Raw genomic sequence first — 14,228 nt, 5'->3', positions numbered from 1 at the left:
TGATTATGATTGAAATAACAAAAACTAAGATTGACGTAGCTGGACTCATTGCTGCTGTTTCGCATGAAGGAGCGGGAGCTACAGATGTGTTTATTGGCACCACCAGAAACAAAACCTCAGACAAAACTGTGGTTAAACTAGATTTTGAGGCGTATGAACCCATGGCCATCAAAGAGCTTCAGAAAATAGTGGATCGCGCCAAGCAGCAATGGCCTATCCTCAAATATGCTGTCGTTCATAGAGTAGGGGTAGTTGAGATTGGAGAGGAGGCCGTAGTAATTGCCGTGTCTACACCACATCGTCAGGCTGCCTTTGAGTCCTGTAGGTTCATTATTGACGAACTCAAAAAATCTGTGCCCATTTGGAAGAAAGAAATTTTTGAAGACGGAGATGTTTGGGTGGCAGCACACCCTTAGCCCAAAATTTTAATGGCCTCGTGATACTCTTCGGGCGTATTCACATTTTTAAGTACGGTAGGGTCCTTCAAGTGTACAATTTCTACATCCGTGTTTATCAGTACTTTTCTTGGGCACGAATATCCTAAACTCAGAAAATGCAAGAGGTGAGAATAGGCACGAGGTTCCCAAAGGGTAATGAGTGGTTCTGGGAAATCTGTTTCAGGGTTGTAAAAAGCAGTGGCCACTTTCGAAGGATTTCGTTTTGCAATTAATAGTTCCAAAGTTTCTTTCGTAAGAAAAGGTTGATCGCAAGCAGTGACTAGCCAAGCAGCATTGGGGTTTTGGCGAAAGGCTGATAGTATGGCACCATACGGGCCAAGACCTATAAAACTATCTGCTATTTGAGTCTCTGCTTCAGGGTCTAGCTGATCTTGTCTTACAGAATAAAACGCCTTATCAGCAACTGAATCAAGTAAATCAAACATGAAATCCTTTTGGCTTTTGCCAAAGTAATTGATCTCGCTTTTGTCTCGATACATTCTTGTGCTCTTCCCTCCTGCTAGCACCAGTCCATTGACCTTGGGTAAGTTTTGATCCAATTCTTTTTGAATGAAGGACGTGATGGAAGAAACTTCACTAAGTCTATATTTAGGTATATTTTCAAAGTTGGGAATATGTGACTGAAGGTAATCAGGTACTTCTTTTTCACCATCCTGAAAGAGAACTAAAACTACATCAGTCAGCTTGTGTAATTTTTTTTCAAGAGATTTTTTTGAATCAATGACCAGCACTTGCTTATTGCCTTCAAAATGATTGCCATTCACTAAAACCAAATCCTGATTAATAAATTTTCTTTTGTAGTCGAATGGGTTTAATTCACCCATTTCGTCAAAACGATGAAAATCTATTTTGTCTATGTATTCCAGATGATTCCCGTCATTCAGAGAGCTGCCTTCTAGATTTGAGGCGTCGTCGGCACTTTTGTGATCGGCATCCACGTAGGCGATTTTATATTTATCAGATAATTGTTGGCTGATTGAATGCGCTAATTTTTTTATTTCGCCGCATGGCGTACCCAAAATGGCAAATTCATTTCTTCCGAACTTTCCCAAGTTTGGTCTCGTAAGTTTGGTGTGTTTTTGGTGTTTTTTAGCCATTGTATTTAAAATCCTTTTTTCCTCCAGTTTTCTCAATCAACCTGGTTTCTTTGATCACTATGTTGTGGGACAATGCCTTACACATGTCATAAATGGTCAAAGCTGCTAATGATGCTCCAGTCAGGGCTTCCATCTCTACCCCAGTCTTAGCTGATATTTTGGCCGTACAGAAAATCACAACATCTAATCCATTGACCTCAATCGAAAAATCACAGCCATCCAGTCCGATTGGATGGCAAAGTGGAATCAGCTCGCCTGTTTTCTTAGCAGCCATAGTTCCAGCAATAATTGCAGTTTGAAACACAGGCCCTTTTTTAGAGTGAATCTCACCAGACTCTAAACCAGACATGATTTCCTCAGTCAACCCAACAATACTGCGAGCAGTTGCCGTACGGTGGGTGACTTGTTTGTCAGATACGTTGACCATAGCAGGATTGTTACTTGTGTCTATATGGGAAAATTTATCGTTTTTCATATTTGTTGTGAGATTCGAGACGAGTTGTTTTTATTTTACAAATAGGAGATAAAATTAGAGAATCTGACATGATATCAGTTGAAGAGGCCAAAAATATTATTAATTCGCAAAAGCCCAATTGGGGAGATAGGAAAGTTTTGCTAGCAGAAAGCATGGGCGAGGTACTAGCTGAGGATATCAGTGCAGACAGAGACTTTCCTCCATTCGATCGGGTAACTATGGATGGCATAGCATTGAGTTATGAATCTTTTCATCAAGGGCAGCGTGAGTTTAAGGTTCAGGAAATTCAGTTGGCAGGAGAGCCAGCTGTAGCACTTAAAAATCCAGATTATGCTATTGAGATCATGACAGGTGCTATGTTAAGTAAAGGTTGTGATCTGGTGATTAGGTATGAGGACTTGGAATTTTTTGAAGAAGGAAATCAGAAAAATGTACGAATTATCCTTGATTCAGCAGAACGTTGGAAAAATGTACATAAACAGGGGAGCGATTTAGGGGCAGGAGAATTACTTATACCCGAAGGACAATTGATAACAGCTGCTGAAGTGGCCATCATGGCAACTGTGGGTTGTGATGTAGTGAAAGTTCAAAGTAAGCCTAATGTAGCCATAGTATCTACGGGAGATGAACTGGTAGATGTGAGAGAAAAACCACTCCCACATCAAATCAGAAAATCTAATGCTGTGGCTATAGAAGCGTCACTGAACCAGCTTAGAATTCCAAATAAACGTTTTCACCTAGTAGATGACAAGAAGGAGCTGAAAGAAAAAATTAGAACCATCCTAGATGAATTTGACCTAGTCCTCATGAGTGGAGGAGTGTCAAAAGGTAAAGCGGATTACCTGCCAGAAGTGCTGGAAGAACTCAAAGTAGAAAAGCTCTTTCATAGGGTGGCACAGCGACCAGGGAAGCCATTTTGGTTTGGTGTCAATGAAGTTGGCAAACAGGTATTTGCCTTTCCAGGCAATCCAATTTCTACCTATATGTGTTTTAGAGTTTATTTTATGCCTTGGCTGATGAAAAATTTGAAAAGAGAGATACCAATGAAGGTAGCCATTCTACAAGAAGATGTCTCATTCAAGCCAGATCTTGGTTATTTTTTACAAATTCGGAGTGAGATATCAGTTCAAGGTCATATTGATGCATTCCCTGAAATGGGCAATGGGTCAGGGGATTTAGCAAATCTTGCTAAAAGTGATGCTTTTCTATATTTGCCTCCAGGTCAAAATCTATACAAAGCCAGAAAATCTTACGAGTATTATTCGTTTGATATATCTAGTTTGGCATAGATGACATCTGCACTCTTAAATGGGTTGAGTGAGATCATTTCCTCCTTACATCCTAATAGACTTAAGAAGAAGATGTAAAATGAAAGACTGAATATGAATCTTTTATATCTTATTAATTGCTTCATTTTCGAAATAATTATATTCTGTCAACTTTCCTACTTAGAATCTTTGAATTCCAAATGGTTTAAAAACATAATAAATTTTTCTTTAAGATATACTGCCCAGAATTGCTGCTATTGTTTTGATAATCAATTAATTGTTAATATTTGATTATCCCTGTATTGCAAATGTAGTGCGCTTAGGCATATTCACCAACTTTTATGTTCGGATAAATTTCAGCGTACGTCTTGATGCGTTCCTGATCCAGTCTTCTGTACACATGATGCCTTTTTATTTTGGAAATAGAATCCACACCCGTGGCTCCCATAAACTCTACAAAGCTCATGACTGTCTCATTATGAAACTTAGCCACTCGCTGAATCTTGTCTTCCACATTTAGGCCTTTGATCAGATGTTGCTGCTGCGTGGCTACTCCTGTAGGGCAGTTGTTGCTGTGGCACTCTAGCGCTTGAATACAGCCCAATGATAACATCATTCCGCGGGCGCTGTAACAGGCATCTGCACCTAAGGCAAACGCTCTAAAAATATGAAACCCAGTCAGAATTTTACCTGATGCAAGTACGCGAACGTCTTTTTTGAAGCCATAGCCTCGCAAAGAATCACATACAAAAGCCAATCCATCTCTGAGTGGCATACCAATGTTATTAGAGAATTCGAGAGGGGCTGCTCCTGTACCACCTTCGCCACCATCTACAGTAATGAAGTCAGGGGTGATGCCTGTGTTTTGCATGGCGATGCATAGGTCGGTAAATTCTATTTTGTTGCCCACACATAGTTTGAATCCAACAGGCTTGCCTCCTGATAAATCCCTTAATTTTTTGATAAATTGCATCAACTCTTCAGGATTGCCAAAAGCACTATGTGCTGGAGGAGAGTCCACACGAGTGTGTGGTTCTACAGCCCGAATGGCTGCAATTTCCTTCGTGTTTTTCACTGCAGGTAGAATGCCACCATGCCCTGGTTTGGCACCTTGAGACATTTTGATCTCAATCATTTTCACTTGATGCTGACTGGCTTTCTCTTTGAACATCTCTTCGTTGAAAGTACCATCCTTATTTCTGCATCCAAAATAGCCTGTGCCAATTTGCCAAATCAAGTCTCCACCATGTTTGAGATGGTATTGACTGATACTGCCTTCTCCTGTGTTATGAGCGAAATTGCCCAATTTAGCACCTCCATTTAGGGCTTCAATGGCTCTGTCACTTAGAGCCCCATAACTCATTGCGGATACATTGTAAATACTGGAACTATAGGGTTGTTTGCATGCTGGGCCTCCGATCATTACTCTTGGGTGAGCGTCCAAATCATGATGATTGATTGGATGAATCGAGTGATTGGCCCATTCATACCCATCTAGGTAGACATCTAGTTTTGTTCCAAAGGGGTTGGTAGATAAGGCGCCTTTGGCTCGCTGATAGACAATCGACCTGAACATGCGGTTGATAGGAGCGCCATCTGTTTCTGATTCAATGAAATATTGATAGATCTTTGGCCTAAGATCTTCCATCACGTATCGAAGTGCCCCTAATACGGGAAAATTCTTTCTAAGCGTGTGCTTTTTGTCAAGAATATCGGAAATCCCAAGTAGAATGATTGGGCCTACTACAACAAAAGACCACCAAACCCAAGGGTAATATAAGGAGAGGATGACAAGTGTCAGGGTGGTTACAATGGAGAGTCCAATGAATTGATTTCTCATAAGTTGAGGTTATAAATGATTAATGTCAAATTAGTCAAATTATCCCGCTCATGCACATTATGGATGGAAATTATAAATATTAAAGGTAATTTCAAAATTACATGCAACCCTAACTGGGTTTGCTGGTCTTTGGTACAGAATTTCGATTATCGTTGGAAATAGGAAATAAGGACATTCACTATCATTTGGTTGAGGCGGCAAAACGCTACGATCAAGGCGCGCAATTTGAACTTTACAACTTGTATGTAAAGGCCATGCTGAACGTGAGTTTTCGAATAGTGAACGACCGTGATGAAGCTGAAGACGTGATCCAGGATGCTTTTGTTAATGTTTTTAAAAATATTGATAAGTATCGAGGCGAGTCAACTTTTGGCGCATGGGTCAAACGTATTGTTATTAATGCTTCGATCAATGTGCTCAAGAAAAAAAAGTTAGACTTGGTGGATATGGATCAGGCAGGAGGGGAGATAGATGAGTCATTTGTTGAAGATGAGGAGTCATTGAGTTTGCCGGCTATCAAATCGGCCATTATGCAGTTGCCAGAAGGGTTTAGAGCAGTATTAAGCCTCTATTTGCTAGAAGGCTACGATCACAAGGAAATAGGAACAGTATTGGGTATTACAGAGTCTACCTCTAAGTCTCAGTTCAATCGAGCGAAGAAGAAGTTGAGAGAGATTCTAAAAGAAAGGTATCAATATGAAAGATAGATTAGAAGATTTTATCAAATCGAATCGAGCTGAATTCGATGATTTGGAGCCAAGAAGAGATACTTGGGCTAAAATCGAGAAAGATTTGCAGGCAGTGAAACTGAAAAAAGATTATACCTGGCTCTGGAAAGCAGCAGCTGTAGTTTTCTTATGTATTTCTGTTGGTTTAGCTATAGAGCGAACTATGATAGCAGAGGATGAAGCAGTGGCACTTCAAACTACAAAAAGCAGATCTGCAGAATTGAATGAAGTAGAAGGCTATTATACCCAGCTCATTTCGCAGAAGCGGATGGAGATAAAAAGTGTGATAGACAAAAATGGTCTGGTAGATATCGAATTGCTCAAAGACATGGAGCAATTGGATAATATGTATGCCAAGTTGAAAAAGGATTTGAAAAGAAATCAGAATGATGAAAGGCTGATCAACGCCATGATTCAAAATCTACAATTGAGAGTCGAAATTCTAAACAAACAATTGAGGATTTTAGAACGAATAAGTAAACATGAGGAAGATGAAAAAATTAGCGTATAACCTGATGATTGTAGTGACCCTCATAGGGCTGCTATCAGGTGGACTAGAAGGTAAGGACAAAGGATTGGACTATGAGAAAAGTCGCAAAATATCCAAGAGCTATGATGTAAAGTCAAATGTAAGGTTGGCTATTGAGAATAGTTTTGGTCGTGTCCATATCAATACCTGGGATCAGAATAAAATTACGGTAGACATTGAGATCATAGCCAGAATGAATAACGAAAGCCGCGCGCAAGACCTGCTTGATAAAATCGAAATTGATATTGAGGAAAGTAGCTCTGAAATTTCATTTGAAACAAGACTAGGAAATCTTAGAAATAGAGACAGGGAGGAGTTTGAAATCAATTATAAGGTGAACATGCCAAAGAAAAATCCGCTAAGATTGAAAAATAGCTTTGGCGGAAACTACATTGGTGATTTGATGGGGGAGAGTGATATTGACATATCTTACGGCGACTTGAAAATTGAGAAATTATTTGGACTTACTGATATCAAAATCTCTTTTAGTGATGGATCTATTCAGCTGATTAAACAAGGAGAGATCGAAATTAAATATTCGGATGTGGAAATCAACGAACTAGGGGTAGTCAGAATGGAGCAAGGTTTCTCAGATGTTGAAGTTGAAAAAATAGGAACTATTGATTTGACCAGTAAATATGGAGATATGGAGATAGGTACAGTTCAGGGCATCAAAGGCTACGTGGGATATTCAGAGTTTTCAATTGATCGATTAGAAGTAGAGCTGGATATGGAGACATCCTATAGTGGTGATTTCACAATCAATGAAGTGGCCAAAGGGTTTAGCAAAATCCTAATAGACGGCAAGTTTGGGGATTATAGAATCTCCTTTGAAGAGGGAACCAACTTTACCTTTGATACGGAATTGAGCTTCAGTGATTTTAGCTATTCTGGTTTGCCACTAGATTTTGACTATAAGGTTAAAGAGGACTTTAAATCTCGTTATAAAGGGAGAATGGGTTCAGGACAAGGCGGGTTTATTCGCATAGATACCAGCTATGGCGATATCCGATTCCGCTAGTAGAAGATAACTCCAAGACTCAATCTGCGTATGAAGTTTCTTATGCACAGATTGAGTTTTTTTATTGTAGCCCTGATCATCTATTCTTCTCTGGATTACTATGTCTTTCAGGCTGTAAAAGTTGTTGTTGGTAGCTTTTCCTCTACGGGAAAGCTTGCAGTTTATACCCTTTACTGGTCTCTTACAGTATTTTCTTTTTTTGCACTTGTCGTGTTTGGGAGTGTCGACCCAACAAAATACCACAATCTGCGCACCTTTCTGGCTACAGCAGTTTTTATGAATCTTTTAGGTAAACTGACTGCTGGACTTTTTGTGTTTGCAGATGATATCATCAGATTGGGTAAATATGCCTATCAAGGATTATTTCAAAATGGGGTATCTAACCCAGCCACTGAAAATGGCATTTCGCGATCTGAATTTTTATCCAAGTCAGCCTTGATAGCTGGAGCAGTGCCAGTAGCAGCTATGAGCTATGGGATTTTATCTGGAGCGTATGACTATCGCGTGAGACGTCGTACGATTACCTTAGAAAACTTACCCAGGGCATTTGATGGAATTAGGATAGGGCAGTTGTCCGATATACATAGCGGGAGTTTCTATAATAAAACGGCTGTAAAAGGTGGTGTAGACCTGTTGAATGCAGAAAAACCCGACCTTTTCCTGTTTACTGGTGATTTGGTGAACAATGAATCCAAAGAAGTGAGTGACTACCTGGACATATTTTCCAAGGTGAAGGCCTCTGCAGGTAAATTTTCTGTCTTAGGTAATCATGACTATGGCGATTATAAAGCCTGGGGCTCACAGGAAGCAAAGAGGAAAAACCTGGAGCAGCTGGTCAATGCTCATAAAGAAATGGGATGGGATATTTTGCTCAATGAACATCGCTATTTAGAAGTGGATGGTGAAAGGCTGGCCATTTTGGGCGTAGAAAACTGGGGAGCACGCGGCTTTACAAAATATGGGGATTTGACCAAGGCAGCGCAACATGTAGAAGCGGATACTAAAATATTATTGTCCCATGACCCAAGCCATTGGGATGCGCAGATTAGACCTGAGTTTGGCGATATAGATTTGACTTTGTCAGGCCACACTCATGGGTTTCAGTTTGGGGTGGAAATAGGAAACTTCCGATGGAGTCCGTCGCAATATTTGTACAAGCAGTGGGCTGATTTGTATTCAGAAGGTAACCAACACCTGTATGTGAATAGAGGGTTTGGATTCCTAGGTTACCCAGGTCGTGTGGGTATTTTACCAGAGATTACCATCTTAGAATTAAAAAGAGCTTGATGAAATAGTTAAGGGCTTACAAATTATCAGCTGTTATGATCCTGAATGTTGCTTAACGAGAGAGTTGAGTATTGATCATTAGTAAGAAGCCCTTTGATTTTGGTTGATGGATTTTAGGGTCATTAAGCAAGTATTCGTAAAAAGAGGCTTCGGCCTCTTTTTTGATTTTGAGATTGACAGACGCTAAAAATACCCTAATCTCTTTTTGACTTCTTCCTTATATGTTCTTCCTACCGGAATTTTTATCGCCCCCAGTTGAATTTGATTTGGGGAGAAAGATTCGACGTAGGTGAGTCCGATAATGAATGACCTATGTACTCTTAAAAATTTATCGACTGGCAAAGCCTCCTCCATGACAGTCAGGCTTCTATATGCCACGATTTCCTTTTCTGTGGTCTTGACTTTGATGTAATTTTTCAGGCTTTCTACATAAATGATGTCATCAATAACTACTTTTTCTAGTCTCTTTTCAACTTTCAGATAGATGAATTTTTGGGCATTCGTTTCTAGTTTTTCATTGGAAGAAACCCATAGATTGTATAAAGAATTGCCAACTGGAAGTATAGCTGCTAGATTCACATCCAGTAGGGTGTTCATCAATTCTGAAATGATGAAAAAACTTGACACATTCCACTCAGGTAGATAAATGGGCTGTACATGGTACAACATAAGTGGTCGTTGAATAACTAGTCCGACAAGCACAAGCAGGAATAAATAAGCCAAAGCAAAACGCGTGAATTGTTTTTTTAGTAAAAAATGGGGGATGAGTAAGTACAACGTGGTATAGACTAAAATGAGTCTAGAAGGGAGACTATAGAATTGAATGATCAAATTTCGTGGATAGTTGCCATCAGAACTTCCCCAAACAACACTTAAAAATGCAATAAGCCCTAGCCAGTAGAGTAAATGTTCAGCGATTCTACGAAGGTTAATTTGATGCAAAATTATCAGTCATTTTTTTGTCTTCAACAAAAATTTAAAAAGCGAATCAACATAAAAACTAATTTGTACAAACGACTAGCAATTTTATACAAAGAACTGAGATTTTTATATCAACGACTCTTAAATCCCAAAATTCATTTAAAAGTTCCTCTATACCAGCTACTTGTAGTCCGTATTGTGAAATCGTTGATTGTATAAGGAAGTTGGTAGTAAGCCAAAATCGCATCATCTAGCAGGATGTTTAATTTTTAAAACCTTTTTGGTATGAATACAAAAAATAGAATAATACTGGCTGGCTTACTACTGTTCTGCTCAGTGCAGACACTGGTGGGGCAGGTTGTTCGATTAGAAAGAGTGGAGCCACCAACTTGGTGGATTGGGATGGAAACCGCTTCACTTCAGTTGCTTGTTTATGGCGAAAACATTAGCCTATCAACACCCACCATTGATTACCCAGGAGTGGAGATAAAAAGTGTAACCACATTGGAGAGTCCAAATTACTTATTTGTAAACCTCAACATCTCTGCTGAAAGCCAGCCAGGGTCATTTGCTATCAACTTCATGAAAGGAAAGAAACGACTCGTTTCCTATGAATATCAAATACAACAAAAATCTGATAAGGGTACTACAGGGCAAACTGTGGATGGGTCTGACGTCATTTACCTTATTACGCCTGATCGTTTTGCAAATGGTGAGAGAGAAAATGACTCAACGGATGATACAATAGAAAAAGCAAATCGAGAAGATACACACGGCAGGCATGGAGGAGACATTAAGGGCATTGTAGATCATTTAAAATATGTACAAGAACTTGGTGCTACTACGCTATGGATGAATCCTTTTTTGGAAAATGATCAACCAGCCTATTCCTATCATGGATATGGCATTTCAGACTTTTATCGGACAGATTCGAGGTTTGGTTCAAACGAAGATTTTAGAAACCTCACTAAGGAGTGTCATGATCGAGGAATGAAAATGATCATGGATCAGGTATTCAATCATTGTGGGACAGGGCATTGGTGGATGAACGATTTGCCAGCAAATGACTGGCTCAATCAGTGGGATACTTTTACTAGAAGCAGTTTCACAAACATAGCAGCTTCTGATCCGCACGTGTCTCAGTCGGATTATGATTTATTTACCAAGGGGTGGTTTGACAAGAACTTGCCAGACTTAAATCTTCACAATGAATTTCTTGCTACTTATTTAATACAAAATTCTATTTGGTGGATTGAGTATGCTCAGTTGGACGGAATCAGAATGGATACTTATCCTTATCCAGACAAACAGGTAATGGCTGATTGGGTGAAAAGAGTTAAACTGGAATATCCAGATTTTTATATTGTTGCCGAAACCTGGGAAAGCAAAGCGTCCTCATTGTCTTATTGGAATAGAATAGGGCCTAATGCTGATGGTTACAATCCAAGGCTTAATAGTGTATGCGATTACCCACTGTACTATGCTATGCTGACTGCTTTTGGCCAGGACGGTAACGTATATAAATTATATGAAACGCTTGCGGAGGACTTCATTTATGGAGATGCATCAAATAATAAAATTTTCAATGGGAACCATGATGTTCCTAGACTTTACACCTTATTAGATGAAGACATGAGTAAAGTCAAACTTAGCATGGCTTTTACCCTGACCACACGAGGGATTCCACAATTGTATTATGGAGATGAGATTTTATTGGCAGGAGACAAGCCTGATGGGGTTTTGAGAAAAGATTTTCCAGGCGGATGGGAGAGTGATGTGAGAAATGCCTTTTCGAAAAATGGACGAACGACAAAGGAAGAAGAACTCTATAGGTATGTCAATACCATACTAAAGTGGCGAAAGAATGCAAAGGAAATTCATAAAGGACGACTGACTCACTTTCAGCCATACGACAATGTTTATGTCTATTTTAGATCATTTGATGAAAGGAAAACAATGGTTATCATAAATAATAATGATCGAAAATTTGAACGATATCAGTTGGATCGTTTTGAAGAAGCATTGGAAGGATATACAAGGGGTACGGACATAATCACTAATACGACATATTTAACACTTGAATATGTTGACATCCAACCAAATTCTGCTTTAATAATAGAGTTGATAAAGTGAGACGGTTTTTACTAAAGAGGCTTCGGCATCTTTTTTACTTTTGATAGAGTATCTCGCCATTCACGATCGTGTATTCTACTTCAGTGGCTAGAATATCTTTTGCCGGAATTTTCATGATATCCTTAGATAGTACGACAAAGTCAGCCACTTTCCCAATTTCAATCGAACCTTTAATACCTTCTTCAAATGCCCCATAGGCATTGTTGATGGTATATGCTCGAAGTGCCTGCTCTCTTGTCATTCGCTGATCTGGCTCGTAGCCATTCTCAGGCTTGCCTTCTAAAGTTTGTCTAGTAACTGAGGCATAATAACTAGCCAATGGATTGACAGGCTCTACAGGTGCGTCAGTGCCATTCATCACATAAGCACCAGTCGAGATCAATTCCTGCCACATATAGGCACCTTCTACAATTCGTTTTTCACCCAATCGGTCAATAGCCCAAGGTCGATCTGAGCTCATGTGGATGGCTTGCATGGATGGAATTACACCCAACTGTCCAAACCTTGCTATATCGTCTGGTGCAATGTGCTGCGCATGTTCGATTCTGAATCTTGGATTTGCCATGGAGGTGTCAGATTTTAAGACAATCTCATACATGTCCAGCACCTCGTGATTGGCTCTGTCCCCAATGCAGTGAGTGCAGATTTGAAATCCGTTTTTTGTTCCCTGCTCGGTCACTCTCATGATATAATCTGCTGGGCTTAATCTTAACCCCTGTATGCCAGGCGCATCTTCATAGTCTTCGAGGAGTAAGGCTCCCCTAGAACCTAGTGCTCCATCCGCATACAATTTGATGGATCGTATGGTCAGAAAATTATCACCCGCACCAATCAGAGGGCCAGAGTTGTACCAATTTTTAAGTAGCTCTTCGTCTCGGCCATTCAGCATTACATACAGTCTAATTTTAAGCAAACCATTGTTTAAAAAAGACTCATAGAGATCTATAGTCTTTTGCTTGACCCCTGCATCATGAAAACTTGTGATGCCATTTTTTAGACATTCTTCAATCGCCATGTTAAGCGTTTGAATTTTTTTCTCATCAGAATCCTCAGGGATGATATCATCTATCAATTTCTCAGCTGATTCATTGAGGATACCAGTAGGGTTGCCACCCAAATCTTTAAAAATGGTTCCTCCCTCCGGGTCTGGCGTGTCACTATTTATGCCAGCCAGTTCCAGTGCTTTGGCATTGGCTAATAGGGCATGTCCGCTTGCATGAGATAATACCACTGGGTTGTTTGGAGAGATTTCTGAAAGCTTGTTGTGCGCAGGAAATCCGTCGATCATGTTTTCAGGTAATACAAACCATTTGTCCTGATGCCAGCCGCGTCCCAAAATCCACTCACCATCTTCTACTTCATCTACTTTGGTTTTTACCATTTCAATGATTTCATCATAACTTTTGGTGTTTAAAAGGTCAAGGTTGATCAGGTTTTTCCCGATACCCATGAGATGCCCATGACCTTCAATAAAGCCTGGGGTTAATGTTTTGCCTTCAAGGTCAATGATTTGTGTAGTATCTGCTACCCACTGATTAGCGTTTACATTGTTTCCTACATACACGATTTTTCCATCAGTTACTGCCAGGGCTTCAGCTTTGGGTTCGGTCTCATTCAGGGTGTATATGTTTCCGTTGAACAGAACCAAATCGGCCTTTGGGTGTTTGTCTGCACAAGAAAACTGCAAACAGATGGCCACAAGAGCCAGTAAGTAATAGGTAGAGCGCATTTTGCTGCTTAAAATTTGAATGAATCAAACAGGTTAGAACATTAAGTTTACCATTTTTGTATGTAATTATCAAAAAAATATTTGGCAACGGTAAAACTCAAACATGAAGGTATATACAAAAACTGGAGATAAAGGGACTACGGGACTGCTGGGGGGCACAAGAGTATCAAAAGCTGATTTGAGAATTGAATCTTATGGAACAATCGACGAACTGAACAGTCACATCGGAATGATTCGTGATCAGCCAGTGAATGAATCTATTGCAGATGAACTAATAGCTATTCAAAACACACTTTTTGTCATTGGGTCGCACCTAGCTTCTGACCCTCAAAAATCGAAAGTGGTCATACCATCTATTGAAATCAAACATATTGAACTGCTTGAAAAGGCTATGGATAGAATGGATGAGGAGTTGCCAGAAATGCGGAATTTCGTTTTGCCTGGAGGCCATGTTTCTGTTTCGGTAGGGCATATCGCAAGATGTGTATGCAGAAGGGCTGAGCGTTTGGTGACTGGTTTAGCTGAAAATGAGGTCGTTCACGAAAACATAACCACATATTTGAACAGACTATCTGATTACCTATTTGTGTTGTGCAGATGGATGACCAAAGAATTGAAGGCGACCGAGGTACCCTGGAAACCTTAAATAATTTATGTGAATGATCTCCTCAAATTACTCTTGGGGATCACTTTCCATGACTATTTTGATTAAATTTGCGTTTCATTACCCAAAACAAAAATA

13 protein-coding genes are annotated in these 14,228 nt (G+C 39.8%); 8 read left to right on the top strand and 5 right to left on the bottom strand.

What is annotated here, in order from left to right; all coding sequences use genetic code 11:
* Window positions 1-5: 5 nt before the first annotated feature.
* Window positions 6-416, top strand: coding sequence for a molybdenum cofactor biosynthesis protein MoaE (locus tag B9A58_RS05185; RefSeq protein WP_084371347.1), 411 nt, complete (start codon window positions 6-8; stop codon window positions 414-416).
* Here B9A58_RS05185 and B9A58_RS05180 read toward each other — a convergent pair.
* Both B9A58_RS05180 and moaC read right to left on the bottom strand, forming a co-directional pair.
* A complete protein-coding gene (locus B9A58_RS05180; protein ID WP_084371346.1) occupies window positions 413-1,555 on the bottom strand; it encodes an NTP transferase domain-containing protein in 1,143 nt (380 codons plus the stop codon). The genes B9A58_RS05185 and B9A58_RS05180 overlap by 4 nt on opposite strands.
* A complete protein-coding gene (gene moaC, locus B9A58_RS05175; protein ID WP_084371345.1) occupies window positions 1,548-2,030 on the bottom strand; it encodes a cyclic pyranopterin monophosphate synthase MoaC in 483 nt (160 codons plus the stop codon). The genes B9A58_RS05180 and moaC overlap by 8 nt, the downstream gene beginning before the upstream one ends.
* A 68-nt stretch (window positions 2,031-2,098) precedes the next feature.
* On the opposite strand from moaC, the gene B9A58_RS05170 reads away from it, so the two are divergent.
* Entirely contained in the window at window positions 2,099-3,319 is a 1,221-nt protein-coding gene (locus tag B9A58_RS05170; RefSeq protein WP_084371344.1) for a molybdopterin molybdotransferase MoeA, read from the top strand.
* Window positions 3,320-3,617: 298 nt separating this feature from the next.
* On the opposite strand, the gene B9A58_RS05165 is transcribed toward B9A58_RS05170, so the two are convergent.
* Complete coding sequence (locus tag B9A58_RS05165) at window positions 3,618-5,138, bottom strand: FMN-binding glutamate synthase family protein (RefSeq protein WP_084371343.1); 1,521 nt, start codon at window positions 5,136-5,138, stop codon at window positions 3,618-3,620.
* A 152-nt stretch (window positions 5,139-5,290) separates the two neighbouring features.
* On the opposite strand from B9A58_RS05165, the gene B9A58_RS05160 reads away from it, so the two are divergent.
* From B9A58_RS05160 to B9A58_RS05145, 4 genes are read left to right on the top strand one after another with little or no spacing between them, the layout of a single operon-like run.
* Window positions 5,291-5,845 (top strand): RNA polymerase sigma factor, encoded by a 555-nt coding sequence (locus B9A58_RS05160; RefSeq protein WP_084372017.1) that lies wholly within the window; start codon window positions 5,291-5,293, stop codon window positions 5,843-5,845.
* The gene (locus B9A58_RS05155; RefSeq protein WP_084371342.1) at window positions 5,835-6,377 is read left to right on the top strand and encodes a hypothetical protein; all 543 of its coding nucleotides are present in this window, start codon (window positions 5,835-5,837) and stop codon (window positions 6,375-6,377) included. The genes B9A58_RS05160 and B9A58_RS05155 overlap by 11 nt, the downstream gene beginning before the upstream one ends.
* Window positions 6,358-7,416, top strand: coding sequence for a DUF4097 family beta strand repeat-containing protein (locus B9A58_RS05150; RefSeq protein ID WP_084371341.1), 1,059 nt, complete (start codon window positions 6,358-6,360; stop codon window positions 7,414-7,416). The genes B9A58_RS05155 and B9A58_RS05150 overlap by 20 nt, the downstream gene beginning before the upstream one ends.
* A 30-nt stretch (window positions 7,417-7,446) precedes the next feature.
* The gene (locus B9A58_RS05145; protein WP_245826989.1) at window positions 7,447-8,703 is read left to right on the top strand and encodes a metallophosphoesterase; all 1,257 of its coding nucleotides are present in this window, start codon (window positions 7,447-7,449) and stop codon (window positions 8,701-8,703) included.
* Window positions 8,704-8,886: 183 nt separating this feature from the next.
* On the opposite strand, the gene B9A58_RS05140 is transcribed toward B9A58_RS05145, so the two are convergent.
* Window positions 8,887-9,645 (bottom strand): LytR/AlgR family response regulator transcription factor, encoded by a 759-nt coding sequence (locus B9A58_RS05140; RefSeq protein ID WP_084371340.1) that lies wholly within the window; start codon window positions 9,643-9,645, stop codon window positions 8,887-8,889.
* 264 nt (window positions 9,646-9,909) lie between these two features.
* Between B9A58_RS05140 and B9A58_RS05135 the strand changes: the two genes are divergently transcribed.
* Entirely contained in the window at window positions 9,910-11,757 is a 1,848-nt protein-coding gene (locus B9A58_RS05135; RefSeq protein WP_084371339.1) for a glycoside hydrolase family 13 protein, read from the top strand.
* A 34-nt stretch (window positions 11,758-11,791) separates the two neighbouring features.
* Here B9A58_RS05135 and B9A58_RS05130 read toward each other — a convergent pair whose 3' ends face one another.
* Window positions 11,792-13,486 (bottom strand): amidohydrolase, encoded by a 1,695-nt coding sequence (locus tag B9A58_RS05130; RefSeq protein ID WP_084371338.1) that lies wholly within the window; start codon window positions 13,484-13,486, stop codon window positions 11,792-11,794.
* Window positions 13,487-13,589: 103 nt separating this feature from the next.
* Between B9A58_RS05130 and B9A58_RS05125 the strand changes: the two genes are divergently transcribed.
* Window positions 13,590-14,132: a cob(I)yrinic acid a,c-diamide adenosyltransferase gene (locus B9A58_RS05125; RefSeq protein WP_084371337.1), complete on the top strand. Its 543-nt coding sequence runs from the start codon at window positions 13,590-13,592 to the stop codon at window positions 14,130-14,132.
* The last annotated feature ends 96 nt before the right edge of the window (window positions 14,133-14,228 follow it).

It is taken from the genome of Reichenbachiella faecimaris, from assembly GCF_900176375.1.
Classification (GTDB): domain Bacteria; phylum Bacteroidota; class Bacteroidia; order Cytophagales; family Cyclobacteriaceae; genus Reichenbachiella; species Reichenbachiella faecimaris.
The sequence above is the reverse complement of the archived record's forward strand: the minus strand, read 5'-3'. Positions and strand labels throughout refer to the sequence as shown.